The sequence below is a fragment of the Echinicola vietnamensis DSM 17526 genome, from assembly GCF_000325705.1.
Lineage (GTDB): Bacteria > Bacteroidota > Bacteroidia > Cytophagales > Cyclobacteriaceae > Echinicola > Echinicola vietnamensis.
In genome coordinates this window covers 2,619,137-2,645,212 of record NC_019904.1, presented here as the reverse complement: position 1 = coordinate 2,645,212, position 26,076 = coordinate 2,619,137, and the positions used below count along the sequence as shown (strand labels likewise).

The window sequence follows — 26,076 nt, the reverse complement described above, 5'->3', positions numbered from 1 at the left end:
AGCGAATCTACAGCTTAAATGGAGAATTTAGAAAAAGAAATCAACGAGAAATTTGGTGGTAGATTACGCACGAGGGTAAATGGCGTGCTCATCATAGCGGATAAAATCCTGATGGTAAAACACCTGATGGGCAATGGGAAATGTTTCTGGAATGTCCCCGGAGGAGGGATGGACTACCAATCTACCGCCCCGGAAAACCTGAAAAGGGAATTTCTTGAGGAAACGGGAATCACTATCCAAATAGGTCCTCTATTGACCGTAACCGAATTCCTAAAACCGCCACTTCATGCGGTGGAGCTTTTTTTTGAAGTTTCTAAGGAATCAGGCACCTTGACCAAGGGAACGGATCCCGAGCTCCCAAATCACTCGCAACTTATTGAAGATGTGCGGTTCATGAGTTTGGAAGAAATCCACAAAATTCCCAATGACGAAAAACATCATCTTTTTTGGAAGATAAAATCGCTGAATGACATAAGAATATGGAAAGGATATTTTAATTTTGAAAATAAATGCATAAAATAGCATCTTATTAGATACCATCAACCTTTATATAAGAAGTAAAATCCACTGAAAAATGAATTTGACTAGAATCTTATCGATTGTTTTTCTCATCGCAGCCTTGGCCGTAGGTTATAGGCTCTACAAAGGCGTGGACGATGTCATGCAAGAAGAAAAGCGAATTGCCAACATCGAAGCTCGCGTTATCGAAAAATTGCAAATGCTTCGTCAAGCACAACAGGCTTATCTGGCCACCAATGGAGAATATGCCGGAAACTGGCAGGATCTGAAAAAATTCATTGAAGACGGTGAAATCTTCATTGTTCAAAAAACGGAAGAAACCAAGCTATTGGATTACGGTGAAGAGGAAGTGACCATTCATTATGACACTTTGGGTTCCGTAAATGTAATGGACTCGCTTTTCAATGAAAGAAAGTACCCAGAGTTTAACATCACTACCCTCAATGTAGTCCCTGGATCAGGCGGAAAAACCTTTGAGTTCTTCGCTGGTGAAGTGGAAAGAGGAGCCAGCAAAACACTTATCGACGTGTTTGAAATCAGAGACCCTGCTCCTGTAAATCCTGAAAGAAGACAAAACAACAATGAAAAAGCGCTGAGAGTAGGATCGAAAACAGACGCTTCTACCTCAGGAAACTGGGAATAATCTTGGCAAAGACTGTAACAAATACCCATACAGAATTTCACTGCGATAAGCTTGATGTGGCCAATACATCAAGCTTATCGCTTTTATTTTATCCGCAAAGGCTCATCGTACTTGCCAAAAACCAAAATGGTTTGGTCATCGGCGTGAATGACTATCCTTTTGTGGAAGATAAAGAACTGGAGATGATCTTGGAAAAGGACTTGTTCGTTTCCCAGATGCGCAGCCAATGCGAAACCACACTCTATGTATTCTCGCCTGATTTCTGTTTGGTTCCCAGTGTGCTCTTCGACGCCAGTGAAGTCCAGCATTACCTCAACTTCAGTGTCGAAACGACTGGAAAAGACGCTTTTTATTCTCACCTGAATGACAGCCAGCTCGTTATTGTTGGCGGGATTGACTCCACCCTCTTGGCTATTTTTGGCAATCATATCAAAAACCTCACCTTAAGGCACGGGAGTAGCCTTGCCATCGCTTATTTATTGGGTGAAAAAGCTGACATGCTCAACCAGGAACTGGCCGTGGTCATAGAAGACCATGAGATGTACGTTGCAGGTTTTATCAACAAAGAGCTTAAATTCTTCAACCGATTTGAAGTACGAAACAACCAAGACTTTCTGAAATACAGTTTCAGCGTGCTTCACCAATTGGCATTTGATAGGATGCATTGTAAAATCACCCTTTACGGCAACTTGGACGAAATCAACGTACAAGAACAAGTGCTTCGAAAGTATTTCAAAAACATCGAAATAACCACTCCCAAACCCAGTCAAAATTATCTCCCCGGAGCAGAGAGCTTTAGGGAAACCAAAAAACTGGAAGCCTTTTGGGCAAGCTAAAGACATGAAAAAAACAGCTATTTTCCCCGGTTCATTTGACCCCTACACCAATGGCCACCATGACATTGTCATGAGGGGACTGGATATTTTCGATGAAATCGTCGTCGGTATCGGCTATAATTCGTCCAAAAAATCGCGCTATTTCGAAATAGACAAGATGGTCCAGAAAATAGAAGAAGTCTACAAGGACATTCCCGCGGTTAAAGTAGTCGTGTACAATGAGCTTACTTCCAGCTTGGCCAAAAAGCACAACGCCAACTTTTTACTCCGAGGCTTGCGAAATACTACGGATTTTGAGTATGAAAATACCATTTCCCAAATGAACCGCTACTTGAATACAGACTTGGAGACGGTATTTCTGATCACCTCCCCCCAATATGCGGCAGTCAGCTCCACCATCATCAGAGAAGTACACCGATATGGCGGAAATGTCAGTGAATTCCTGCCTTATGAAGTCTGAACTTCAGGCACCATTTTCAGGAAGCACTTGTACAAATACCTCATGGATGGATAGGAATTGACCAATGCTACTTTCGCCTCATGGTGGCTGAGCCACTTGATATCATCTATCCCCTCTTCGCGCTGCGGAGCCATATTCGAATCATCCTTACACTCCATCGCATACCAATAGGTCTTTTTCAGAATGCTTTTCCTGTTTTGCGTATAAGTATGCCAAGTCTTACAAATTAATTTCCCGCGCTTGACCGAAACCGCACATTCCTCCTCTACTTCCCTTACCGCACAAATTTCCGGGGTTTCACCTTTCTCAAACTTCCCTTTTGGCAAATCCCATTTCCCCAATCGATGAATAAAAAGCACCTTCTCGTTTTTCGTCACGATTCCTCCTGCAGCTTTGACAATATTAAAGCGACTCTTTATAAATGATTTCAGCATCTTCTCATCCTCCGATACTATGGTGATGGAATCCAAGTTCTTCAATTTTCGTGTCCGCAACAAGTACAGCAACTTAATGATAATATCTTTAGAAGGCTTGGTAATCAGGACATCATCGTGAAAAGCAACAGAGGCAGGTAAATCGGACGGATTGTCATAAACACACTCAAACGTCTTCTTCTTGCTCAGCTGCGCTGGGGATAAGATGTCCAGAGGCTTGTCGTTGATGAATATTCGCATAAATTGGTCATTTCAGATCAAAAATGCACAAAAATTTTAGCCATCACAACAGCCAAAAGATTTTTATGAATTAATTTTGGGGCATGGAATTACACAGCAAAGAAATAGCGGCAGCTGTCGCACGGAAATTACTGGACATTAAAGCCATTCGCCTTCAGCCAAAACAACCCTTTACTTGGGCCTCAGGCTGGAAATCACCTATTTATTGCGATAACCGCCTGTCCCTTTCCTTCCCTGAAGCCCGGACTTTCATTAAGGAGAAATTAGTGGAAGTCATCAAAAAACACTTCCCCAATGCCGAAGGCATCGCTGGGGTGGCCACAGCAGGAATCCCCCAAGGAGCACTGATTGCAGAAGAAATGGGGCTGCCATTTATCTATGTAAGGTCCAAGCCCAAAGGTCATGGCATGGAAAACATGATCGAAGGAAAAGTCACAAAAGGCCAAAAAGTAGTCGTTATTGAAGACCTGGTCTCCACAGGAGGCAGCTCATTGAAAGCCGTTGAGGCCTTGAAAGCTTCTGGTTTTGACGTACTAGGCATGGCCGCTATCTTTACTTATGGTTTTGAAATTGCACGTCAAAATTTTGAAAATGCTGAGCTAAAACTAATTTGCCTCAGCGATTACGAGGCCATGCTGCCCCAAGCCATTGAAAACAACTATGCTTCGGATGAAGACCTACAATCCTTAGCAGAATGGAGAAAATCCCCCGATACTTGGGAAAAAGAATAGTCCACAACCATTCTATTGGAATTGCGGAATTGTAGGACAAACGATCGGTTTTACAATTCCGCAATTTGACCGTTTCCAGTCAAAATTTTTCTTCTATCCCTAGCCCAAAAAGGGCGAAATCATATTTCACAGGATCTACTGGATCAAATTCCCTCAGCCGATCGGTCAGCTCCATCGCCGTTTTCCAGTCCGTCTGTTTCCGCTCTATCAGGCCCAGCTTTCTCGCCACACGGTCTACGTGCAAATCACATGGACAAACCAACTGCGAAGGCTTTATCCTGTCCCACAGCCCAAAATCAACGCCGCAATCATCCTTTCGGACCATCCACCGCAAAAACATGTTGATCCGCTTGCATGCGGCATTTCGCTTGGGAGTGGCCACATGCTTGCGCGTTCTTTGAGGCGCCATGGGATCCCTAAAGAAAACTTCATGGAAATTCATCAACAAATCTCCCATCACATTTACATCCTCGCTCCAGCCATGGGTAAAAGCTTCTTCCAGGCTGTCATGCGCTTTATAAAAGCCACTTAAAAAAGAGATAAACCATAAGGTATCCACATCATTAAACGTACGATGCTTAAAATTCACAAATGGCTTTAGGTCTTGCTCCTGATGATGCAACATGAAATCATGAGGAGCATCATCCATCATCGCCAAAAGCGTCGTACACTTGTTGATAATCGTCTTTCGCTGTCCCCACGCCAAGATTGCTGCAAAAAAACCTGCAATTTCTATGTCTTGCTTTTTGGAGAAGCGATGTGGAATTAGGATTGGATCGGCAGCAATAAATCCAGGCTGGTTGTAGCGCGCAACCTTTTCATCTAAAAAAGCTTTGAGGTCTGTCATAATGCCACCTTCACTTCACCACCTTGGATCCCATCAAACCACTTGAAATACAATTGATTTTTCTCTTTCTCGGCCAGATGCCAATCGAAGCATTTGATATTGGTCAGCGGTGTCAGCCGATCTTCATCAGGCTCGTAAAGACACACGTCAAAATCCGGTAGTTTTTTCGCATCCATGGTATTCCATTTTTCCAATAAATACCCTTCTTCAATGATTCTGACTTTCGTGCCAAAATAAAAATCCTCAAGCACCGATGGCACACCGTCCTTTCGGCGGACGCTAAAGCAAGAAGGCCCAAACATGATCTGCTTATGGAGTTTTCCTTCCAGAAGGTCTACATCCTTCGAAAGAGGGCCCCACTCGGGAGTATTGATCTCTTTAATGGATTCTTTTTTCTTAATTCGTGTCAACAACCTGGATATCCATGAAAAAAAATAAGTAATGCCTATAAAAACCAGTCCAAATGTGGCTAATATAGGATAAGAAATAACAAATATCAGGTTCCAGATAAACCTGAAAATGTGGTGGAATATGAGTTGGATTTTATTCATTCATTCTTGCAAACGTCATTGCAAAAATAGGCTAATTATCAGCAATTAACAAAATAGCTTTTTTAAGAACAGGACACCCTATTTTTGCAAGGCATACGGAGCCTATGTTTTGGAACTTTTCCCGTGAGGCCCAAAATGGATTAAAACGTTACAATAAAGACCAAATCATCCTACTGCCATTCGGGTCAATTCCCATACAGGTTATTAATACATTGCATCTGTGATAATGGCACAACTTCGGATCAAGCGGAAAAGTTGGGGGCATTTTACTCCATAATGAAAATTGTCAGTTCCCCCAGGGCAAACACTTTTAAACTATTAGTAAAGAGATGTCAGCCTGAATGAAAGGACTTCAAGGGACTAAAAGTGATTCCCCTGATGGTTTTCAAGTGTGGCAAGCGCATTTAGTACTAATTTCGTGTAAAGAAGCTATCATCCGTGCCGCTGGCACTCCTTCGGTAGGTTGAGGAGCGCTTAAGTTCCTGCGGATGAATCCGCAGGTCACAAAATTTATCGTGCCGCCGGCACTTTTCCCCCATTTGTACATAGGAAACCGCAGTAGCCTATGGTGCCGAATGGCGGAATAACCTGAAAGAATGATTTGTTGATTTGGATCATACAAGCCGTCGCAGCTATCTGCTCATGTTTAGTGGTTGGCTTGGTAGAGGTTAAACCCTGAATATGTGCTGGCAACTGAGCAATATGCCTAATCCGCCTTTGGCGGAGGGGCATATAGAAGGTACAGGTTGTCACCTGCACCAAAAATGATTATACACATAAGGGTCAGTTCCGTAGGAACGGCAGATATAAATGCAAATAGGAACATTTTTTTAACCCGCATTATGCATTAGCCTATCTACACCACGGTGCACAAGTATTCCGACCTAAAACTATTTCTAATGGCTAAAACAAAAAAAGGCTGCATCCAACAAAATGGACACAGCCTTCTCTGATCTGATAATGTTTCTTACTAGTAGGAAATCTCTACTCTAAAACGATTGTTCACTGCTCTCAATTGGTCGAAAGCTGCTTGTGAAACCTTGATCAATAATTCTTTATTATCACCTGTTTCGGGAAGCTTACCGACTACCCTCGCAAAAATGGTCACGTCATTTTCTTCATTGCGGATCCTCATGATGGTTCCCACAGGTGCAGTTTTATGCAACACCAAATATTTCTTGTGATTGCTGGTGCCTTCGATGACTTCGGCCTGTCCAGATTCCTTGATGTTCTTGTAAGCAGTACTTTCATTGGAGGCCTTCTTGACGGCCGCTGCACTGGCAGAAGCTTCCTCTTCAGGCGTGCTTACAGGAGTCTCTTTGGCCGCGGTAACAGCAGGTTCGGAAGGAGCAGGTGAAGGGTTATTGACAGCTCCTTCTTTTCTGCCGACTTTCAGCTTTTGGCCTTCCCGGAGGTTATTGGATGACAGCACATTCCAATTGATCAGATCCCCCATATTGGCATTGTATTTTTTGGAAATGGAATAGAGTGTTTCACCATCCTTTACAGTATGCGTGATCCAGCCTGTCGCCTCCTTATCCGTAACTTCCTCTATCCGCGTCTCTTCACTTGGCTGTGCAGGGGCCGCTGAAACCGGTGCAGGTGTTTTGTCCTTTTTACTTTTTTCTTCCTTGGGCTTATCCTTCTTCGAAACCTCCACGTCTGTCTCCACTGGTGCTTGCTTTATGTCAGTAGGATTATCTCTCAATTCAGGCGCTTCGCGTTTGGGCGGGGTTTTAGGCTTTACTCCCTCTATGATCAAGGCTTGGCCTACACTGAGGTCATCTCCCTTTAGGTCATTCCAAGCTTTGACATCTGATACAGAAACATCGTATTTCTTCGCAACGGAAAAAAGCGTCTCTCCAGGGCTCACCTTGTGCAGTACCGCCCCAGCGGGAATTTCAGTTTTGGGGATATAAGGCACCTTGATGCGCTGGCCGATTTTAAGGCCTTGCTTCAGCTCATCATTGTTCTTGATAATATCGCCTACGGGTGTTTCATAACGTCTAGAAATCGCAAACAATGTTTCCTTGGCGGTAACTTCATGAATGATAAACGTCTTGTCGCCTATCTTCTCTACTCCTATAGAATCCCTTGCCGCCCCCTTCGCAAAGACGGCTCCAGCTCCCATAAAAAAAATAAGGGTGGCTAAACTTACACTTTTGATTACACTGTCCATACTCACTTTAAAACTCATATTTCCTGTTGTGATTATTATTAGCAATTAAGCTTTCATTTGTGCTTTTTTCCTAGCTGCAAATTACAACAAAAATACTGCTAAAATTTTCAATCAACAGAAATTTCCTGTTTGATTCGCCTTAAAGTTTCTAAATGGGAATTGGTATAAAACCGCTATATTTATAGTAGCAATTAAAAAATCAACGCTACCATTACGCTTTGTCATCAATAGGAGGCCATCTCCCTTTAATGGCACGATTCAATACTAAATTTAATCTATGAAGTTCACGCCCTTTTTCCTCTGCATATTTTTATGGCTGACCCACTCCCCTCTTTTGGCGGCTACGGACTCTTTGGGAATCCAAAAAGTTTACGTCCTTGAAATCCAGGACAACATAGACCCCAGAATGAATCGAAAAGTAAAAATGGCCTTGGAAGATGCCCATGCTGCCGACGCAGACATTTTAGTGATTCACATGGACACTTATGGTGGTGCGGTCAATGATGCAGACGATATCCGAACGATGCTCTTGGAATCAACCATCCCCACCGTTTCTTTTATCGATAAAGATGCGGCCTCTGCCGGGGCCTTGATCAGCATCGCCTGTGACAGCATCTATATGGCCCCCGGGGCAAGTATCGGTGCCGCCACGGTGGTCATGGGTGGATCCGGGGAAGCTGCTCCCGACAAGTACCAATCTTACATGCGCTCCATGATGCGAAGCACTGCCGAAGCCAACGGCCGGGATCCACAAATCGCGGAAGCCATGGTCGATGAGCGGATCGAGATTGAAGGGATCACCACGGCAGGTTCGGTCATTACCTTTTCCGTTTCAGAAGCCATCAAAAATGGTTTCTGTGAGGCTGAAGCTCGATCCATTGACGATGCCGTAAAACACTTTGGCATTACGGATTACGAACTTATCGAATACGAGATGAGCACAGTGGAGCACATCATCAGCATTTTCCTCAATCCTGCCATCAGCGGGTTTCTGATTCTCATCATCATTGGTGGAATATATTTCGAAATCCAAACGCCCGGAGTAGGTTTTCCTTTAGCCGCTGCAATCACCGCAGTAATTTTATATTTCATTCCTTATTACCTTACCGGACTGGCCGAAAACTGGGAAATCATCGTTTTTGCCCTGGGCATTATCTTGCTGGCTCTTGAGCTCTTCGTCATACCAGGGTTTGGCGTGGCCGGAATTTTGGGAATTGCCTGTATCTTGGCAGGGCTGACCTTGGGCATGCTCCCCAATGATGCCTTTGACTTTTCCTTTGTCCCTTCGGAAGAACTCTTTGTTGCTTTGGTGACGGTCATCTTGGCATCTGTGGTCGCCATCGGTGGGATATTCTTCTTGGCACCGAAGGTCAACGAATGGCAGGCTTTTAGCAAAATCACCTTGGCCACTACCCAAAAAAAGGAAGAAGGCTATACCTCGTTCTGGTATTCCAATGACCTTTTGAACAAGGAGGGAATTGCTCATACCAGATTGATGCCCAGTGGCAAGGTCTTGATCGATGAAGAAATTTATGATGCCCATTCGAGGGGTGCATTCATCGACCAAGGAGAAAAAATCAAAGTGATCAGTACCGAAGGCACTTCCCTTAAGGTGAAGAAAATAAGTTCATAAGGGGAAAGTTTTGGCATGGGAGCATTTGGTGACCTTACCGTTTTCAATGTGTTTGGCATCCCACCGCCCCTACTTTCTACTTTTTTGCACTTTTTTAATTAAGTTTGCCGTAACTATCACTGAAATTCCATGAACGAATTCCAAACGGTTTATCAGGCCATAGGAGAAGAAAAAATCAAGGAACTGGCCAAGTATTTTTATGAAGGGGTGGCCCAGAACGAGGCATTAAGGGCACTATATCCCAGCGACTTGGAAGCAGCCGAAGAACGCTTGTTTTTGTTTTTATTGCAGGTTTTTGGAGGGCCGACCACCTATTCTGAACAACGTGGGCATCCACGGCTTCGGATGAGGCATTTGGAATGGGCCATAGATGACAATATGAGAAATCATTGGCTCAGCACCATGTTCACCGCCATGGACAAGATCTCCGTGGAACAAAACATCAAAGAACTCATGATGAGCTATTTTGTAAAAGTGGCTAACCACATGATCAACCAATAATTCAGGTATGCGCTTACTCCGAAGGATTTATTCGACATACGGCACCATTATCTTTTTGGGTTCTTTTTTGGTCTTGCTCCCACTTTTCATCATCACCATTGAAGTCCCAGGCCTGAAAAAATACGGGAGAAAGCTCAATGGAATCTGGGCAAAAGTCTTCTTTACAGGCCTCTTTATGCGGGTAATTGTAGAAAACAAGCATCACTTAAAACAATATCCGCAATACATCATCGTGGCCAATCACTTTTCCTATTTGGATATTCCTGTGATCGGCCTGATGTCAGGAGATGCGGTATTTGTCGGCAAAAGCTCCATTGGCAAAGTCCCGCTTTTTGGTTACATGTTCAAAAAACTCCATATTGCAGTGGATCGGGCTAGTTTCAGAAGCAGGGGTGAAACGCTCAAGCGGACCAAGGAAATCATTGACGAAGGGAGCAGCATCATCATTTTCCCGGAGGGAGGCATCCGCAGTACCGAACCGCCCATCATTGCACCATTTAAGGACGGGGCATTTAATCTGGCTTTTGAAAAACAAATCCCTATAATTCCTGTAACTTTATCCTATAATCACTTAATTTTACCCGACGATAATAAATTCTTATTGCACTATAAACCGGTAAAAGTGGTCATTCATGCCCCCATGATGCCTGAAGGCTCAGGCAAAGATGCGGTGGCCAACATGAAATTACGCTGTCATAAGGTCATCCAAGATCAGCTCTGGAAGGACAATTAACAGCACCTTTTTACCAAAAAATATTCATCATGAAAATTGATATCAATACGTTAAAAAAAATCGCCCACCTTGCCCGCCTTGAGTTTGACGAAAACAGCGCCAAGAAAATGACCCGCGACATGACTCAAATCCTGGACTGGGTGGAGCACCTGGAGCAAGTGGACACTGAGGGAGTAGCCCCTATTACGACCATGTCTTCCGAAGTAAATGTACTTCGTGAAGATGCCGTTGGAAGCCACCTGTCTCATGAAAAAGGCCTTAAAAACGCGCCACAAAAGGACTCTGATTACTTCCGTGTGCCCAAGGTGCTAGAATAATGCCTGATTTCATTACCGCCAGAACCAGTAAAATCATATTTCAAAAACTGCCAATCCTCATTGTGATCATTGGCAGTTTTCTTTTGTGCTACCAGTATTGGTTTGCGCCTGATGACGCACTTCCCATACAGCCTGGACTGTTTTCGGAAATGGCAGAGGTACCGCTCGATATTTTTAACTGGGGAATCGACAGCTATCCCCTTAAGGTCGAAAATTACCTCATCTTCCAAAATTATGAAGTGCTGGCACCGGTGCCTCAGACTGCAAAAACCTATTTCTTTGGGGCCTCAATGGCGCTGCTCCTCATCATTGGCATCACGCTGATCACGACCTTTAAGCGATACTATTTTATCGGAGGCATGGCTTTGGTCATTGTCCTGCTCACCCTCAGCGGTGTCAATGCGCTTAACATTGGGAGTGTCAGCAGTAACCTTTCCCTGATCATTCTGATCAGCGGACTTACCATTCCGGGTATGATCATTCATGTCTTCTTTGACCAGCTGTCTCTGCTGAGAAGGAGCTTGATCATTATCCCCGTTGCGGCCCTGACCATTTGGGCACTGGTTTCCTTAAGCCCTTCGGTCAATCCGTCCCTGCTACTTTCCGAAAACATTGGCTTGACCACTTTGGGCATTGCTGCCATTTTTATGCTGTATGTAGGGCACGCGGTGATCGGGAGTTTTTTCCTATTGCTCACCAAGCTAAACCGAGGTGTAGGCCTTAAAATCTCATGGCACCTCACGACTTTTTCGGTGGTGTACCTGCTCTTGCTTTTGGCCATGTACATGCACCATACGGGAACCTTTTCGCTTCCCATCACCTATCCACCGCTCTTCCCGCTGATCCTCCTTGCAGGATATTTGGGATGGTTTGAATTGAGGGCAAAACTAGCACAGGTACCTCAGCCGTTTGATCATGCCATGGTCGGAAAATCACTCTATTGGATAGGCTTTGCCATAACGGCCTTGGCCTTTTGGAAAGCAGGTTTCTCCCAGAACGAACCCATGCAGGATTTCTTGGATCAATGGCTGCTGTATACGCAAATCGCCATGTCTTTGCTGTTTTTCCTTTACCTCATGGCCAATTTCCTGGGATTTATGAATTCAGGGAAGCCCGTGGATGAAGTGATTTTCAAGCCGAAGTACTTTGCTTATATCCACATGCGAATAGGTTCATTGATTGCATTGCTTTCCCTGGTCGTTTATGCGGATGGCGTCATAGCCCCACAATTGAGCACCAGTTCCACCAACTTCTCAGCAGATTATTATTATGCTACGGATCGGCCGCTGGAAGCGCGAATTCTTTTCGAAAACAGCTGGCTGCGATACCGCCAAAACAGCAAGGCCAAAGTGGCGACTGCTTTGCTGTATGAAGGCGAAAACCAACTCACCCTGGCCAAAAAACAAATGGAAGAAGCCTTCGAATGGGAACCTTCCGTGGCAGAAATCCTATTGGCGGCAAATATGGCCCATAAGCGAGACCGCTATTTTGACGCCATCTATTATTTGGAAAAGGGAATGGAACTGTACCCCGATGACAGCCGGATCAAAAACAACCTGGCCCTGCTTTACAGCAAAGGCAACAAAGGAGCACAAGCGCTTGAACTGCTGAACGAATCACATCCCTCCCGTATCGCCCTGAGTAACCTCATTGGGCTTCAGGTGAAGCATTTGCTCCGCATCGAGACCCTTCCTGATCCCGGAGAGGACAAAATCGCCAAGATCAACACCTTGGCCTACAACAACCTCATGGGTGATTTTGCCGCCTTTTCCTTGGCCACCGATGTAGAAGATGCCCCGCTCATTCAACAAGCCACGCTCCGGAACCAATGGACCGATAAGGCCACCACTCCTTTTGCCCATGACATCGCACTGGTGGATTCCCTGTATCAAAAAGCACAGGAAACGACCGCGCAGCAAGAACTACGACTTACCCGTGTCATCAGGAGCTATCAAGCCCACCAAATTGGGGAAGCCCTAAAATACCTGAACGGCCTGGCCATCGCTTTCAAGGGATCAGCGGGCTATTTCCATGCGTTGGCAGCCCACATATTGATCGGTGAAGCTGATTTCGAGAAAGCAGCCAATGAACTTGAAATGGCAGAAATGATGGGATACAGCAATTTTAACACCTCCCTTTTGCCCGTTCTTTATTTTGGCGGCCAAAAAGAGACGGCCTTCAAAGTCGCCGAAAAATACCAGCTGCAACTCCCTCAATGGATGGACACAACCGGCATCTTACCCTCTGAAAAGCATTCCCAAGCCACGTATTTCCAACACCTTGCCCAACTCAACAAGGCCACCAAAGCTGATTTTTACAGCTCCTTTGAGGCCATGGAGGATGCTCCACTAAAAGTAATTTATGCCCATGAAGTGCTGTTCAAAAAGGGCCATTGGCTCAAGGATACTGAAATCGACCAGCTCACCTCCTATTTGGCTTCCCAAAGCAGCTTGGACAGCGCATATATCGCAGCACTTGGCTCGATTGCCAGACAGAAAACGCCTTCATTATCTGAAAATAATCCACTACAAGTTTACTTTCAAGAAGATGCCCCCTTGGCTGGCAATCCCTATTTCACTCCTCTGGTGCTGATGGCCGGGGAGGAAGCCTCCTCTTTAGAAAAACGCTATGAACTGCTCAGAAATGCGGCCGAGTTTAACAAAGACCCCAAACTCTGGCTAGCCATGATCCAAGCAGCTCGGGCGCTGCAATTGACCGGTTATGTCAAAAACTACATGGATGAATTGAGCGGCTGGGTATCCGATACGCAGCTTCAGGAATTAATGAAAGGGGACAATTGATCAAGCCATACGGGTTAACACGCTACAGGACACTTCTCCCTTTCATCTTGATCCTGACCTTAATACCTTCATTTCACCTTTTAGATAAATTAAGACCATTCCATTATACTTTTTAGTTTAAAACTGTAACTTTAGGGAATACAAAACATCAATTTTTATCATGGGGAAAATAATTGAAACCAAAGAGATCAAAAAAACTTATGTGATGGGGGCAGAAAAGGTACAAGCCCTTAAATCTGTCACTATAGATATCATCAAAGGAGAGTATGTTGCTTTTATGGGACCTTCAGGGTCTGGAAAATCCACCTTGATGAATATCATTGGCTGCTTGGACACCCCCACCGCAGGCAATTATATCCTAAACAACAAAGATGTCAGCCACATGACCGAAAATGAATTGGCTGAAATCAGGAACAAGGAAATTGGTTTTGTATTCCAAACATTCAACCTGCTTCCCCGTGCCACATGTCTTGAAAACGTCGCCCTACCGCTTATTTATGCGGGTTATAGCAAATCTGACCGTGAAGACAAGGCTTTCTTGGCCCTAAAAAGCGTAGGACTTGAAGACCGCATCCACCACAAGCCCAATGAGCTTTCGGGTGGTCAGCGGCAACGTGTGGCCATTGCCAGGGCGTTGGTAAACGATCCCAGTATTATTTTGGCAGATGAGCCTACTGGTAACCTGGATACCAAAACTTCCTACGATATCATGAACCTTTTTGATGAACTCCACCAAAAAGGAAACACCATTATCATGGTAACCCATGAAGATGATATTGCTCACTATGCACATCGAATTGTCAGGCTAAGAGACGGTCTGGTAGAAACCGATCAAAACAACCCCAACCCCACAAGAAATAATTTTCAGCCGGTCAGCGAATAGTATTGCAATTAAATGCTTAATTTTGCTTCCTGATTTCAAAGTCGAAAGTGATATTGGTAAAATTTTCTTTAGCTGTTGCTAAGGAAGCCCTTCCAATTCATTTTCCTGCAACAAACCTAAAAAAACGTCACCACATGAAGCTGTACACAAAAGGAGGCGACCAAGGACAGACCTCTCTCTTGGGGGGCAGTAGAGTTTCCAAAGCTGATATGAGGATAGAGGCCTATGGGACCATTGATGAGTTAAATGCTTTTTTAGGGTTGCTGAAGGACCAAGAGGTAAACCAAAAACGTTCCGGTCAATTGAAGACCATTCAAGATCGGCTGTTTACCATTGGGGCTACATTGGCCACAGAACAAGGCAATCACAAGGTAAGGAGACCCGATATCCTGGAAGAGGACATTGCGTTTTTAGAAGGAGAGATCGATCTGATGGAAGAAAAATTACCTGTGCTGAAAAATTTCATATTGCCTGGAGGGCATCAAGCCATCTCCTACAGCCATGTGGCCAGGACCATTTGCCGGAGGGCCGAAAGAAGGGTCACGGCACTTGACGGACATGAGCCAGTTGATAAAATCATCATCAAATACCTCAATAGGCTTTCAGATTATCTGTTTGTATTGGGAAGGATGATAGCAATAGAATTAGAAGTAAAAGAGATCACGTGGGAATCTAGAGTTTAATACCATGAACACAACAATAGACATCCAAATAAAACAAACCAGCCAATCCAAATTACAAGGGACTGATTTTGAAAACCTGAGTTTCGGCCAGGTAATGAGTGACCACATGTTTGTGGCCGACTATAAAAATGGTGAATGGCAAGACTTCAGGATAGAGCCCTATGCGCCGCTCAGCCTGAACCCGGCAAATGCCACCCTTCATTATGGTCAGTCTGTTTTCGAAGGCTTGAAGGCCTACAAAGACGAGCATAACAATGTACTTATCTTCCGACCAGATGCCAATCAACAGCGTCTGAACGAATCGGCAGATCGTCTGTGCATCCCGCAGCTCCCGGAGGAAATATTCATGGAAGGATTAAGAAAGCTGCTCGCAGTGGACCGGGACTGGATCCCGAACAAACCTGGCTGTTCGCTCTATATCCGCCCATTTATTTTTGCCACGGATGATTATCTGGGCATTAGGCCTTCGGCGACGTATAAATTTATGATCTTCACTTGTCCGGTAGGGCATTATTACGCGAAGCCTGTTTCGGTAAAAGTAGAAACCAAATACACCCGTGCTGCCGAAGGTGGAACAGGGCAGGCAAAAGCCGCCGGAAATTATGCTGGCTCCCTCTATCCAGCCCAAATTGCCCAAAAGCAAGGTTATGACCAATTGCTATGGACGGATGGCAAGAACCATGAAAACATTGAAGAAAGTGGCACCATGAACGTCATGTTCATCATCAATAACACCCTTATCACTGCTCCTACTTCCAAAGGCACCATCCTCAAGGGCATTACCCGTGATTCGGTTTTGACCTTGGCGAAAGAAAAGGGCCTCAAGGTATCGGAAAGATTCCTGACGGTCACGGAACTTAAGGAAGCATTGGAAAACAACACGCTTCAGGAAGCTTTTGGAACCGGAACCGCAGCCACCATCGCCCATATTTACAAGATCAACGTAGGCGACACGGATTACGATCTTCCTGAAAAGCCAGCAGATTCCTTTTCTTACCAAGTATTGGAGACCCTTGACGCGATCAAGTATGGCCGTCAAGAAGATACACATGGATGGATTACCAAAGTATAACCATCCTTCATACACCGGTTAATACAGAGCATTTCAGGACACAACGAAGTCCTGAAATGCTCTTTTGTTTTGGGCCGGAAATGCTCCTTACCGCATATGTTTTGAGCTCTTTGCCCAACCCATTTCACGATCTGACGTTATAAGAAGTGAATTTTTCTTCATCCTAACCTGCAGTACATGAAAAAGCACATTGGACTTACCTTTATTTTTACCAGCCTGATATTAGTGACCCTAAGCCTCACGAGTGCCCAGGCCCAACGGTACCTGATCCTACAAAAGGGTGGGAACCAAAAAACCAGGATAAAGTACAATGAAGGAGACCTGATCACCTATAAAACCAATGACATGGACTACTTCATCAGTGATCAAATCAAGGAAATCCATCGGGATTTCTTGGTTCTCCGGGAAAATATCATAAGACCTGAGAATATTGCAGTAGTCGATGTACACAATATCAGGGAACAAAACCGAACCATAAAAAGCTTCAGTACCATTTTTGCGGCGGCAGGTGTGCTGCTCCTTACGGCCGAAACAATCAACAGCCTCTACACTGAAGGCGAACTCTCCTATTCCAAGGGAGGACTGATCATTTCGGGAGCCTTGCTGGCTGGAAGCTTTGTCATTTCCAGGTTCAAGAAAAAGTACTTTAAGAACGAAGGCAGAAACAAAATCCAAATCATCTACTTGGATATCGCTCCTTTGAAAGAAGAAACCGATAAAAAGGATCTATATCAATAAAGAAGCCTCACTCCTTCCAAATAGGAAGAATGGGTCAGTTAAGACCGTCTGCCATTTTTCCAAACACTATCCGGCAGCCCTCTTCCTATACACCCAATTCCTCCTGTAAAGGTCGCTTTTATTGGTGTACCTTCTGAGGGCAACCTTGGATGCTACGGCTTCAGAAAGATCAGGGCACAGATTTAGGTAAAGCCATAAAATTTCACGAAATTCGCCTCTCTTAAAAATCAATTAAACGAAAATAATTTTATGACATCAGAACAGTTGAAAGACTTGAAGGCGCGTATCACGGCCTTAAGGAGGTATCTTTGACTACGATCGTAAGAAAGCAGAAATAGAAGATTTAGAAGCGGTATCCGCACAGCCTGACTTCTGGAACAACCCTGAGGAAGCCGAAAAGACCATGAAGCAGATTCAGGCACGTAAAGGTTGGACTGGTGCTTACGAAAGCGCCGAGGCCAAAGTTCAGGACTTAGAGGTACTGTATGAATTCTACACCGCAGGAGACGTAGAAGAAGAGGAAATCAAAACCGATTACCAAAAAGCACTGAATGAAATCGAAGAGCTGGAGCTGAAAAAGATGCTCAGCAGCGAAGAGGACCAGCTAAGTGCCCTAATGGAAATCAACCCTGGAGCAGGTGGAACGGAAAGTAACGACTGGGCCTCCATCCTCATGAGAATGTACATCATGTGGGGTGAAAAGAATGGCTATAAAGTCAAAGAAGTAGACCTTCAGGAGGGAGACGTGGCCGGGATCAAGTCTGTCACGCTTGAATTTGACGGTCCCTTGGCTTATGGCTTCCTAAAGTCAGAAATTGGCGTACACCGTTTGGTGAGGATTTCACCATTTGACAGTGGTGGAAGACGGCATACGTCTTTTGCTTCTGTGTATGTTTACCCAGTAGTGGATGATTCCATTGAGATCGAGATCAACCCATCTGACATTGAGTTACAAACTTCCCGATCTGGGGGGGCCGGTGGCCAGAACGTCAACAAAGTGGAAACAAAAGTGCAACTGACGCACAAGCCCACTGGAATCGTCGTGGTCTGCCAAGTGGAAAGATCGCAGCTTGCCAACCGTGAAAAGGCCATGCAAATGCTAAAATCACGGCTCTATCAAATGGAGATGGAAAAGCGAAATGCTGAAAGGGATAAGATCGAAGCGGGCAAAATGAAGATTGACTTCGGCTCTCAAATCAGGAACTACGTATTGCATCCTTATAAATTGGTAAAAGATGCCAGAACCAGCCATGAAACATCGGACGTTCAAACCGTTTTGGACGGTGGGCTGAACGACTTTATCAAGGCATACTTGCTGGCACAGAGTGAAGAGGAGGCAGAAAACAACTAATGTCATGTCAAGTATGATAATTCGAGTGAGTTTCCCGGATTTTGCCTTTAATAACCACGAGGCTATCTTATAAGTCAACCCAATAAATTCTTTACCAAATAATCTTTCGTAATTGAATTAGATCGAATACAACCTACGTAATGACATATGAGTATTCGCCATGTTGCATATAAAGCAATATTCTATGGGTTTTGGATCCTTTCCTACTTTTTCCATTGATGTTGATGAAAAAGTAGGCAAAAAATCTAGGCCTGTGGGATGCCCTTTAAACCCGGATTATGTAATAGGATTCGTAGTGAGGACTGAAACTGCAAGAAAATCAGGCTGTTTGGAGACTGAGGCATAGCACCGCTATGGTGAAGTCGAAAACAGAAGCGAAGCAAATGATTTTAAAGTAGTTTCAGGCCGTAATAAATTTTCTATTGCATATTTCGGGTTAAATTGGGAAGAACATTTGTCCATGCGACAACCGATAATTTCCCAATTTAATTTTAACAGCATGGTTCCTGCCTAAAAGTGAGCGGATCTCGCTGTTCCACGACGCGAGCTAGCTCCCTTTCTTAACGGCCTACACCATACTATTAAAACCGGACATACCAAGGACCATCCTTTATCCTGATATGATGTTTGCCCATAATTGAGTACGTGTAAGATTCCGGATACACATATAATTATAAGAGCTCAGGCGATGCTTTTCTTGTTTACTAGTGAAGGAGGGGAGGCTGACGTCGCAACGGACCGGCGGCTGGCTCGTGGGCGGAAGCTTTGCTACGTCTTGTTTTTTTCATCCTTTTTTATCAAAAAAAAAAAGACGATTAGTTTCTAATAGCATACAAAAAAACACTTCTCAGCAAGGTTGGAAAAGCATAAAATAATAATCTTTCGCAATAAATAAGAATAAATGACTAATGAGACAGCCTCTTTAATTGGCCACCCATGAATTTGCAAAAATTTCTTCCCCCGTTTTTTACGTTGCGCTTTCTACAGCTCTGCCTTAGCTCCTTCCTATTCTTTGCCAGCTTTAACATGATCATCCCGGAGCTGCCTGCCTACCTGACCAGTTTAGGAGGAGAGGATTACAAGGGGCTGATCATATCGCTTTTTACTTTGACGGCGGGCCTTTCCCGTCCCTTTAGCGGCAAGTTAGCTGATCGCATAGGGAGGGTTCCGGTGATGATTTTCGGAGCAGGAGTTTGCTTGGTGGTAAGTTTGCTTTATCCCTTGATTTCGGGCGTTGCAGGTTTTTTGTGTTTAAGGTTTCTCCATGGATTCAGCACAGGTTTTACCCCAACGGGCATTTCCGCTTATGTCGCAGATATTGTGCCCTTTAACCGCCGTGGAGAGGCCATGGGACTTCAATCCTTATTCAGTTCATTGGGCATGGCCGCTGGACCTGCGCTAGGAGGATACATTGCCAGTATTCATGGCATCACCCCATTGTTTTACTGCTCTTCCGGAGTGGCGCTGGTTTCTATTTTGTTACTGATCCGGCTGAAGGAAACCGTTCCGGAAACAGAAGCTTTTCATGTGGGCCATTTTAAATTGAAAAAAGATGAATTATTTGAAAAAAGCGTCCTTTCCCCCTGCTTTGTCTTATTCTTCTCCTATTTATCCTTTGGCATTATCTTAACCATCATTCCTGATTTTTCGGCTTCACTCAACATCGCCAACAAAGGAATATTCTTTGCTGTTTTCACCCTTAGCTCCCTGGCCATACGGTTACTGGCAGGCAGGGCATCAGATCGCTACGGTAGAATTCCGGTATTGAAAGCCGCCACTTTTTGCCTCGCCATGGCCATGACAGCCACTGCTTTTAGCCACACAAAGGAAATGTTGGTCTTCTCGGGAATCTTATTTGGTTTTTCCCTGGGGATGACTTCTCCCACCATTGCGGCTTGGACCATCGACTTATCATTGTCCAAGTTCAGAGGGCGAGGTTTAGCCACCATGTACATTGCTTTGGAAGCAGGCATCGGCATCGGCGCCTTGGGATCGGGATGGGTTTATGGCAATCAGCAAGAACGATTTCCGCTGGTGTTCTTACTGGGAACGGCAGGTGCCATCATTGCTTTTATTTACCTCTTCATCACCAAAACCGCATCCAAATCTCCTCAAAATGACCCGGCTTCGCCCGTCACTTAGTGCTTCCCTGCCTGGTTTATGCACCGTTGATCTTCCAACAGCTTATCGATATCTTGCTTTTCCCAGTTGGCCTTTATCTCTTTTAAATTGGTCTCATAATTTTGTTTGAACTTTCGGCGATAGATGGCTTCTACAAACCTTCTCACGTCCGTGGCATCTTCCAAAATCAATTTTGGCACCCGGCAAGGCTTATCATCCTCTCCTTTGGCCACCATCGTAAAATAGCAGGTATTGGTATGCTTGACATTCCCCACTTTCACATTCTCGGAAATCACTTTTATGCCTACCACCATGGAGCTGTTTCCTACATAATTTACGGAAGCCATCAGGGAGACCAATTCGCCCACTTCCACAGGTTGTAAAAAATCCACCGTATCCACCGAAACGGTCACACAGTAAGCCCCGCTATGCTTGCTAGCGGTCACATAAGCCACTTTATCCATCAGGGAAAGTAAAATCCCACCGTGAATCTTTCCTCCAAAATTGGCATAGGAAGGAATCATCAATTCCGTAATGGTGGTCCTGGAAAAAGCTGATGTTCTCGCGATATCTTTTTCTGTACTCATGATTGTCCTCTTTATAAACTGCAAACAATTCGTTAAAGATAAAACAATCTCTCCAAACACCCCTTAGGAAAGGTAAATTCTATGCAACTTCACCATTAACCCCACACACGTTTGGAATCAGGCCACTTTCAACCGCTGATGCTTTTGTGAAAGCAATCGTAAGCTCAGCTGCTGAAACCGGACAAGGAGCAAACCGCCCGTTATGGTCAAACCAATCAACAGGCCATACCAAACACCTTTCTCCTCAGCACCCCAATGAAATGCCAGCATATACCCTAATGGAAGTGCAATCACCCAATAGGCCACCAAGGTAATGAGGGTGGGCATTTTTACGTCCGCCATGCCCCGCAGTGCTCCAAGGCCTACTACTTGAATGCCGTCTGAAAGCTGAAAAAGGCCTGCAATGACCAGTAGCCCAGCGGTCATTTCCACGACTTCCGGATCCCCGATATACAGCAGCGGAAGGTGGTCCTTAAAGGCAATAAAAACCCCAGCAAACAGCAACATAAATCCTGCAATCATACCAAAAGCCGTAAAGCCAGCCTCACGAAGTGTTTTGATATCATTTTTTCCTAGCTGATTTCCGACCCGCACCATGGCTGCAGCCGATAATCCAGAGGCCATCATATAGCTAATAGAGGCCAAGTTAATCGCTATTTGGTGAGCTGCCAGAGCATTGACCCCTATCCAGCCCATCATGATGGCGGCAGTACTAAAGGCTCCTACTTCAAAAATAAACTGAAAACCAGTGGGCACCCCTATTTTCAAGAGCTTACTGAACATCGGAAAGTACAGTTTTCTAAAATCCAGCTTCAACTGGTATTTCCTGAACAAAGGGCTCTTCCAAATAAAGTACCCCATGATGATCGCCATCAGGACCCGTGAAATCAATGTGGCCCAACCTGCTCCATTTAGCCCCATTGGGGCAAATCCAAGATGGCCGTAAATCAACACCCAATTGAGAAATACATTGACCAGATTACAGAAAATGGTGATCAGCATGGCTTCCTTGGTATGGCTCAGTCCTTCTGCAAACTGCCGAAAAGTCTGAAAAAACATCAAAGGGATCAACGAGAGGGTAATCACCCCCAAAAAGGGAATGGCTTGCTCGACTACACCTGCCGGCTGTTTCATATGCCCCAGTAAAGGCGAAGCCAAAACGATCACCAGAAACAGGATGACTCCCGTAAAACCATTTATGGCAAAACCATGGTTAAAAACCCGAGTGATCTTCCGGGGCTTTCCTTCGCCATCTGCCGCCGCTACTAGTGGGGTGATGGCCATCGAAACCCCTGTTCCAAACATCATCACTACAAAGAAAATACTATTGGCCAATGAAGCCGCCGCTAGCGGTTCGGCGCCCAGTCTTCCGACCATCATACTATCAGCCACCCCCACCAAAACCTGTCCCAGCTGGCTCAGCATTACGGGATAGGCCAAGTGGAAGGTTTTTGAAAAATGTTCCTTAAAGTTCAGTCGCTTTAAATCCATGCCCTAGTGGCTCCTAGCCGTGTTGAATCTCCTTATCTTTAAAATAAACAATGCTAAAACATCATATCCCAAGCATCCTGGCTGCTTTCAAGATAACGGCCACACTGATCACATCGGTAATTTCACCATCCATCACCATCTGCACAACCGCTTTCAGTGGCAGCTTTTTCACCTCAATCTTCTCGGTATCTTCAAATGCCGTCTCGCCTTCCGTCAGGCCCTCGGCCAAATAGGCAAAGCCTTCCTCATCGGTTACGGAATTGGAAGTATGGAAGCGCATGATGGGCGTCCACTTATCTGCGGCCAATCCCGTCTCTTCTTTCAACTCTCTTTTGGCTCCTTCAAGGATATCCTCTCCTATCGGGCTTCCTCCCTCGGGGATTTCCCAACTGTATTCGTCGATGGCATACCGAAACTGCCCCACCAGCCACGTATTGAGTTCCTCGTCTACAGGCAAGATCGCCATGGCCTTATTTTTAAACGACACTTTCCCATACACCCCATCCGTTCCTGCCGGAGTAACCACCTCATGTTCCTCTAGCGCTATCCATGGGTTAGAATACATCAGTTTCCTAGTCTTGGTCTTCCAAGGATTTTCTTCCATAATATTCGTGTTTTCAAAAAAAAAGGGCGACTGAACAGCCACCCTTACATGATAAAATTTGTTTTTGCTTAAGCAGGGATGGGCAGTACTTTGCTGTCTTTAAAGGTAGACAGGATGACCATTGACTGCATGGAATCCACCTCTTTAATCTCACTTACCTTCTCCAACATCAATTTCTGGTATGAAGTAATGTCTTTGGAAATGATTTTCAAAATAAAATCTCCTGTTCCAGTGATGTGGTGACATTCGATTACTTCCGGAATCGCTTCGATTTCTTTCATGAAAGCATCAATATTGGCTTTGTTATGGCCGATAAGGCTCACCAATACGAACGTACTCACCCCAAGACCGATTCTTTCCGGATCCAATTTTGCATGATAGCTCTTGATAATACCAGACTGCTCAAGCTTCTTTACTCGCTCCAACGTAGGGGCAGGAGAAAGACCAATATCTTTGGAAAGTTGTGCATTGGTAATTTTCGCGTTTGCCTGAAGAATCTCAAGGATTTTGCGATCAATTTTGTCGAATTTTACTCTTATGTGATTATCCATGATTTATAGTATTTGCAAAATTTTATGTCGTGCAAAGGTAATATATTCTTAAATTATTTTAAAGCTATTCAAGTCAAAAAACGACCACAAATACAAAATATTGTTAATTTTACCCCTGAATATTTAAAACTTTTCACACCATAAAACTTTATTATTTATAAAATTTCAAATTTTCTCCTGATTCATTTTAGTATACACGTGCTAAACTAGATTAAAGTTTATTCTTTTTTAAAAAATCTCTAGCTTCTTGATGGGCGGGATGTTTACGCTTGGCATATTTCTTTACCATCTTCAAATATGCTTTTGCCTCCTTATCCTTTCCTTCACTGGCTGCGATCTTGCCCAAATGCAGTAAGGCATAGAGGTAATAGCCACTTTCTTGGCTTTCTGATTCCTCTCCAAAAGACACGGTCTTCTGGTAATATTTTTTGGCATTTACCACATCGTTTATCCGATCATAATACTGGGCTGCAAAAAAAGAAGCATATCGGCCACTGTTTGCTTCATAGCCGAGCTGTTGGTCCTCGATGCGCTGAAGGATGTCAAGGGAAGTATCCTTCGCCTGCGCTCCTCTTCCCACTGCATACAACTGACGGGCATAAAAACGATGGAAATAGGGATTATTGGGGTATTTCTCATGCAGGTATTCAGTGATCTGCAGCGCATCATAGGGACGCTTTTCCTCTGAGGCATAGAGTCTAAAAAGAAAATATTGGGCTTCCACCCTTGCATAAAATGCATTTTTAGCCACTTCTTCCAGCTGCATTAACCCCAAGGCTTTGTCTCCTTTGGGAAAAAGTGCCATGACCGGTTTCATCAAAGGATAATTTTCAGGTATCCATACTGAGAAATAATTAAACAGCGCATCTCCCAACAAAAGTTCTGGGCTCAGCTCTTCCTCTCCCTTGCTTAACTCCATGTATTTCAAGGCATTCTTCCCTGCAATGGCCGTGGCCGTCCAGCTGTCCCGCTCACTGAGCAACCTTCCCTTAAACCCATAAGCTGCTGCCAAAAAGAACGCAGCTTCTTTATTCTCGGGATCTTCCTCCAGCATCACCTCTGCTTTGGCAATGGTTTCTTCCATGAACCTTAAAAAGATTTTGTCATTCTTCTTATTTTCCATGTCGGGAACAATCTTCCACCATTGGGCAAGCCCCATCAGGAAATAAGGCAATGGATGCTCCGGGTAAGAATACCGCATTACCGCAAAACCTCTTTCTGCAGTTTCAAAATCAAAATCATACATACTGTTGATGGCCTCGGTTATCCTGAACTGCAGGCTTTTATCCAAGAGCAGATATTCCGGCTTCTCTGAAGAAACTTCTGCAGAATCACCCGGAAGCTGTCGGCCATCTGCCTCTTGAAAAACAAGCAGCAAAATAATGAAAAGGTATGTTGCGATTTTCATTTCGTTATTTTTTGACAAAACTACGACCTTATTCATTTTCCTTCATGAAAATTCTGGAATTTATTATGAGATCGGCTGAACATAGACAACGAAGAGCCTCTTGCATAATTTCATCATTTTTGAAATTATTCTTGTTTTTATTGATTGGCTATGGAAACCATTCATGCCCAATATTAGTTTCCGCATCCATGAAAAAAAATGCAATTATCAATATGTAAAATCAAAAAAACCACTTTTAACAAAATTGAATACGGCACCAAATAAAGCATGACTTTCCTTAAAAACGAGCAAATAAGAGCCATTTTTGGTCGAAAAGGGCTATTAATAGGGCTTTTCCTTTCAAAAGTGCAATAAAACCTGTATTCTCGTGTTACAATAACGAAACCAACTAGAATTTCTAAACACTAATTTAAAATGAAAAGAAGTATTATCATAGCACTTTTCGTGTGTATCGCTGTATGCAATACCTCTTTAGCACAGGACACCCCTGAGCCAGAAAAACCACAGAATTCATTGAACGGCGGCACCATTGAAAGCCAGTTTGACTACCTTAATGATGCCTCCAACAATTACCAGGAGTACAAGGTGGTAAAGAAGACCAACTTGAGTAAGATCAAGTCAAATATCCTGGATTCACTGAAGGTATTCAAAGATCAAATTGTAGAAAAAAACAGTCAGATCAACGAACAAAATGCCAAGATCGACCAGCTGAACTCAGGCATTGAAAATGCCGAAAACGAGCTCAAAGAGACATTGGCTGCCAAAGACAGTTTTTCTTTCTTGGGAATCCAAGTTTATAAGACGACCTACAGTACCATGATGTGGAGCATCATCATTGGTTTAGGTATTGCGCTTGCCTACTTCATTTACAAATACTCTAACAGTCATAAGGTAATCTCCGAAACACGAAAAGATCTTATCGAGACCAAAGAGGAATTTGAGACACATCGCAAAAACACACTGGACAGGGAACGAAAACTGAAACGCCAGTTGGTAGATGAAATGAACAAAAAACAAGGAATCACATCCTGAAAATATCTCACAAAGGGGGAAAGCTAAACTTTCCCCCTTTTTTTATACCATTTTTCTGAAAACCTTTTAAAAATGGTTAAATCCCCCTGTTTTCGTGAATATTTTTTTATTTTCGCCTTTCACATTAGTG

At 44.2% G+C, this 26,076-nt stretch carries 26 protein-coding genes; 17 read left to right on the top strand and 9 right to left on the bottom strand.

Annotated elements, in window-relative coordinates:
* The first annotated feature begins 18 nt into the window (after positions 1-18).
* The 4 genes from ECHVI_RS10840 to coaD are packed head-to-tail and all read left to right on the top strand — an operon-like array spanning position 19 to position 2,458.
* Positions 19-522 (top strand): NUDIX domain-containing protein, encoded by a 504-nt coding sequence (locus tag ECHVI_RS10840; protein WP_015266027.1) that lies wholly within the window; start codon positions 19-21, stop codon positions 520-522.
* A 52-nt stretch (positions 523-574) separates the two neighbouring features.
* Entirely contained in the window at positions 575-1,162 is a 588-nt protein-coding gene (locus tag ECHVI_RS10835) for a hypothetical protein (protein WP_015266026.1), read from the top strand.
* Positions 1,163-1,164: 2 nt separating this feature from the next.
* The gene (locus tag ECHVI_RS10830) at positions 1,165-1,998 is read left to right on the top strand and encodes a DUF3822 family protein (RefSeq protein WP_015266025.1); all 834 of its coding nucleotides are present in this window, start codon (positions 1,165-1,167) and stop codon (positions 1,996-1,998) included.
* A gap of 4 nt (positions 1,999-2,002) precedes the next feature.
* Positions 2,003-2,458 (top strand): pantetheine-phosphate adenylyltransferase, encoded by a 456-nt coding sequence (gene coaD, locus ECHVI_RS10825; protein WP_015266024.1) that lies wholly within the window; start codon positions 2,003-2,005, stop codon positions 2,456-2,458.
* On the opposite strand, the gene ECHVI_RS10820 is transcribed toward coaD, so the two are convergent.
* Complete coding sequence (locus ECHVI_RS10820) at positions 2,446-3,132, bottom strand: NUDIX hydrolase (RefSeq protein WP_015266023.1); 687 nt, start codon at positions 3,130-3,132, stop codon at positions 2,446-2,448. The two genes, coaD and ECHVI_RS10820, sit on opposite strands and share 13 nt — an antisense overlap.
* An 83-nt stretch (positions 3,133-3,215) precedes the next feature.
* Between ECHVI_RS10820 and pyrE the strand changes: the two genes are divergently transcribed.
* On the top strand, positions 3,216-3,863 hold the full coding sequence (gene pyrE, locus ECHVI_RS10815; RefSeq protein ID WP_015266022.1) for an orotate phosphoribosyltransferase: 648 nt from the start codon (positions 3,216-3,218) through the stop codon (positions 3,861-3,863).
* A gap of 79 nt (positions 3,864-3,942) precedes the next feature.
* Here the strand turns inward: pyrE and ECHVI_RS10810 are convergent, their stop codons facing one another.
* From ECHVI_RS10810 to ECHVI_RS10795, 3 genes are all read right to left on the bottom strand, one after another.
* Complete coding sequence (locus tag ECHVI_RS10810) at positions 3,943-4,710, bottom strand: TIGR02757 family protein (RefSeq protein ID WP_015266021.1); 768 nt, start codon at positions 4,708-4,710, stop codon at positions 3,943-3,945.
* Positions 4,707-5,261, bottom strand: a complete 555-nt coding sequence (locus tag ECHVI_RS10805) for a hypothetical protein (protein WP_015266020.1) — start codon at positions 5,259-5,261, stop codon at positions 4,707-4,709. Before ECHVI_RS10805 ends, ECHVI_RS10810 begins: the two co-directional genes overlap by 4 nt.
* Before the next feature lie 970 nt (positions 5,262-6,231).
* Positions 6,232-7,458 (bottom strand): LysM peptidoglycan-binding domain-containing protein, encoded by a 1,227-nt coding sequence (locus ECHVI_RS10795; RefSeq protein ID WP_015266018.1) that lies wholly within the window; start codon positions 7,456-7,458, stop codon positions 6,232-6,234.
* 259 nt (positions 7,459-7,717) lie between these two features.
* On the opposite strand from ECHVI_RS10795, the gene ECHVI_RS10790 reads away from it, so the two are divergent.
* The 11 genes from ECHVI_RS10790 (at position 7,718) to ECHVI_RS10740 (ending at position 20,294) form a co-directional block, all read left to right on the top strand.
* Positions 7,718-9,073: an NfeD family protein gene (locus tag ECHVI_RS10790; protein WP_015266017.1), complete on the top strand. Its 1,356-nt coding sequence runs from the start codon at positions 7,718-7,720 to the stop codon at positions 9,071-9,073.
* 129 nt (positions 9,074-9,202) lie between these two features.
* Positions 9,203-9,574 (top strand): globin domain-containing protein, encoded by a 372-nt coding sequence (locus tag ECHVI_RS10785; RefSeq protein ID WP_015266016.1) that lies wholly within the window; start codon positions 9,203-9,205, stop codon positions 9,572-9,574.
* Positions 9,575-9,581: 7 nt separating this feature from the next.
* Positions 9,582-10,307, top strand: coding sequence for a lysophospholipid acyltransferase family protein (locus tag ECHVI_RS10780; RefSeq protein ID WP_015266015.1), 726 nt, complete (start codon positions 9,582-9,584; stop codon positions 10,305-10,307).
* A gap of 29 nt (positions 10,308-10,336) precedes the next feature.
* Positions 10,337-10,624, top strand: coding sequence for an Asp-tRNA(Asn)/Glu-tRNA(Gln) amidotransferase subunit GatC (gene gatC, locus ECHVI_RS10775; protein ID WP_015266014.1), 288 nt, complete (start codon positions 10,337-10,339; stop codon positions 10,622-10,624).
* Entirely contained in the window at positions 10,624-13,425 is a 2,802-nt protein-coding gene (locus ECHVI_RS10770) for a tetratricopeptide repeat protein (RefSeq protein WP_015266013.1), read from the top strand. Before gatC ends, ECHVI_RS10770 begins: the two co-directional genes overlap by 1 nt.
* Positions 13,426-13,585: 160 nt before the next feature.
* A complete protein-coding gene (locus ECHVI_RS10765) occupies positions 13,586-14,308 on the top strand; it encodes an ABC transporter ATP-binding protein (protein ID WP_015266012.1) in 723 nt (240 codons plus the stop codon).
* A 134-nt stretch (positions 14,309-14,442) separates the two neighbouring features.
* Complete coding sequence (locus tag ECHVI_RS10760; RefSeq protein WP_015266011.1) at positions 14,443-14,991, top strand: cob(I)yrinic acid a,c-diamide adenosyltransferase; 549 nt, start codon at positions 14,443-14,445, stop codon at positions 14,989-14,991.
* A gap of 4 nt (positions 14,992-14,995) precedes the next feature.
* Positions 14,996-16,063: a branched-chain amino acid aminotransferase gene (locus tag ECHVI_RS10755; protein WP_015266010.1), complete on the top strand. Its 1,068-nt coding sequence runs from the start codon at positions 14,996-14,998 to the stop codon at positions 16,061-16,063.
* Between the two features lie 177 nt (positions 16,064-16,240).
* Positions 16,241-16,801, top strand: coding sequence for a hypothetical protein (locus tag ECHVI_RS10750; protein ID WP_015266009.1), 561 nt, complete (start codon positions 16,241-16,243; stop codon positions 16,799-16,801).
* A 249-nt stretch (positions 16,802-17,050) separates the two neighbouring features.
* Positions 17,051-18,152 (top strand): peptide chain release factor 2 gene (gene prfB / locus ECHVI_RS10745; RefSeq protein ID WP_015266008.1). Its coding sequence is split into 2 segments (ribosomal slippage): positions 17,051-17,110 and positions 17,112-18,152, totalling 1,101 coding nucleotides; the frame shifts between segments, so codons are not numbered across the junction.
* A gap of 936 nt (positions 18,153-19,088) precedes the next feature.
* Positions 19,089-20,294, top strand: coding sequence for an MFS transporter (locus tag ECHVI_RS10740; RefSeq protein WP_015266005.1), 1,206 nt, complete (start codon positions 19,089-19,091; stop codon positions 20,292-20,294).
* Here ECHVI_RS10740 and ECHVI_RS10735 read toward each other — a convergent pair.
* The 5 genes from ECHVI_RS10735 to ECHVI_RS10715 all read right to left on the bottom strand — a co-directional run bounded on the left by ECHVI_RS10735 (position 20,291) and on the right by ECHVI_RS10715 (position 24,914).
* A complete protein-coding gene (locus ECHVI_RS10735; RefSeq protein ID WP_015266004.1) occupies positions 20,291-20,860 on the bottom strand; it encodes an acyl-CoA thioesterase in 570 nt (189 codons plus the stop codon). The two genes, ECHVI_RS10740 and ECHVI_RS10735, sit on opposite strands and share 4 nt — an antisense overlap.
* A 117-nt stretch (positions 20,861-20,977) precedes the next feature.
* Positions 20,978-22,351, bottom strand: coding sequence for an MATE family efflux transporter (locus tag ECHVI_RS10730; RefSeq protein ID WP_015266003.1), 1,374 nt, complete (start codon positions 22,349-22,351; stop codon positions 20,978-20,980).
* Between the two features lie 61 nt (positions 22,352-22,412).
* Complete coding sequence (locus ECHVI_RS10725) at positions 22,413-22,955, bottom strand: NUDIX domain-containing protein (RefSeq protein WP_015266002.1); 543 nt, start codon at positions 22,953-22,955, stop codon at positions 22,413-22,415.
* Between the two features lie 68 nt (positions 22,956-23,023).
* Positions 23,024-23,506, bottom strand: coding sequence for an Lrp/AsnC family transcriptional regulator (locus ECHVI_RS10720; RefSeq protein WP_015266001.1), 483 nt, complete (start codon positions 23,504-23,506; stop codon positions 23,024-23,026).
* Positions 23,507-23,717: 211 nt separating this feature from the next.
* A complete protein-coding gene (locus ECHVI_RS10715) occupies positions 23,718-24,914 on the bottom strand; it encodes a tetratricopeptide repeat protein (protein ID WP_015266000.1) in 1,197 nt (398 codons plus the stop codon).
* 414 nt (positions 24,915-25,328) lie between these two features.
* On the opposite strand from ECHVI_RS10715, the gene ECHVI_RS10710 reads away from it, so the two are divergent.
* Positions 25,329-25,946 (top strand): hypothetical protein, encoded by a 618-nt coding sequence (locus ECHVI_RS10710; RefSeq protein ID WP_015265999.1) that lies wholly within the window; start codon positions 25,329-25,331, stop codon positions 25,944-25,946.
* Positions 25,947-26,076 lie beyond the last annotated feature (130 nt).

Coding starts and splice junctions, on each gene's coding strand:
- ECHVI_RS10720 (WP_015266001.1), bottom strand. CDS start 23,506: ATGGATAATCACATAAGAGTAAAATTCGACAAAATTGATCGCAAAATC.
- ECHVI_RS10770 (WP_015266013.1), top strand. CDS start 10,624: ATGCCTGATTTCATTACCGCCAGAACCAGTAAAATCATATTTCAAAAA.
- ECHVI_RS10725 (WP_015266002.1), bottom strand. CDS start 22,955: ATGGAAGAAAATCCTTGGAAGACCAAGACTAGGAAACTGATGTATTCT.
- pyrE (WP_015266022.1), top strand. CDS start 3,216: ATGGAATTACACAGCAAAGAAATAGCGGCAGCTGTCGCACGGAAATTA.
- coaD (WP_015266024.1), top strand. CDS start 2,003: ATGAAAAAAACAGCTATTTTCCCCGGTTCATTTGACCCCTACACCAAT.
- ECHVI_RS10740 (WP_015266005.1), top strand. CDS start 19,089: ATGAATTTGCAAAAATTTCTTCCCCCGTTTTTTACGTTGCGCTTTCTA.
- ECHVI_RS10710 (WP_015265999.1), top strand. CDS start 25,329: ATGAAAAGAAGTATTATCATAGCACTTTTCGTGTGTATCGCTGTATGC.
- ECHVI_RS10820 (WP_015266023.1), bottom strand. CDS start 3,132: ATGCGAATATTCATCAACGACAAGCCTCTGGACATCTTATCCCCAGCG.
- ECHVI_RS10765 (WP_015266012.1), top strand. CDS start 13,586: ATGGGGAAAATAATTGAAACCAAAGAGATCAAAAAAACTTATGTGATG.
- ECHVI_RS10755 (WP_015266010.1), top strand. CDS start 14,996: ATGAACACAACAATAGACATCCAAATAAAACAAACCAGCCAATCCAAA.
- ECHVI_RS10790 (WP_015266017.1), top strand. CDS start 7,718: ATGAAGTTCACGCCCTTTTTCCTCTGCATATTTTTATGGCTGACCCAC.
- ECHVI_RS10785 (WP_015266016.1), top strand. CDS start 9,203: ATGAACGAATTCCAAACGGTTTATCAGGCCATAGGAGAAGAAAAAATC.
- ECHVI_RS10780 (WP_015266015.1), top strand. CDS start 9,582: ATGCGCTTACTCCGAAGGATTTATTCGACATACGGCACCATTATCTTT.
- ECHVI_RS10750 (WP_015266009.1), top strand. CDS start 16,241: ATGAAAAAGCACATTGGACTTACCTTTATTTTTACCAGCCTGATATTA.
- ECHVI_RS10760 (WP_015266011.1), top strand. CDS start 14,443: ATGAAGCTGTACACAAAAGGAGGCGACCAAGGACAGACCTCTCTCTTG.
- ECHVI_RS10835 (WP_015266026.1), top strand. CDS start 575: ATGAATTTGACTAGAATCTTATCGATTGTTTTTCTCATCGCAGCCTTG.
- ECHVI_RS10810 (WP_015266021.1), bottom strand. CDS start 4,710: ATGACAGACCTCAAAGCTTTTTTAGATGAAAAGGTTGCGCGCTACAAC.
- gatC (WP_015266014.1), top strand. CDS start 10,337: ATGAAAATTGATATCAATACGTTAAAAAAAATCGCCCACCTTGCCCGC.
- ECHVI_RS10840 (WP_015266027.1), top strand. CDS start 19: ATGGAGAATTTAGAAAAAGAAATCAACGAGAAATTTGGTGGTAGATTA.
- ECHVI_RS10715 (WP_015266000.1), bottom strand. CDS start 24,914: ATGAAAATCGCAACATACCTTTTCATTATTTTGCTGCTTGTTTTTCAA.
- ECHVI_RS10805 (WP_015266020.1), bottom strand. CDS start 5,261: ATGAATAAAATCCAACTCATATTCCACCACATTTTCAGGTTTATCTGG.
- ECHVI_RS10795 (WP_015266018.1), bottom strand. CDS start 7,458: ATGAGTTTTAAAGTGAGTATGGACAGTGTAATCAAAAGTGTAAGTTTA.
- ECHVI_RS10735 (WP_015266004.1), bottom strand. CDS start 20,860: ATGAGTACAGAAAAAGATATCGCGAGAACATCAGCTTTTTCCAGGACC.
- ECHVI_RS10730 (WP_015266003.1), bottom strand. CDS start 22,351: ATGGATTTAAAGCGACTGAACTTTAAGGAACATTTTTCAAAAACCTTC.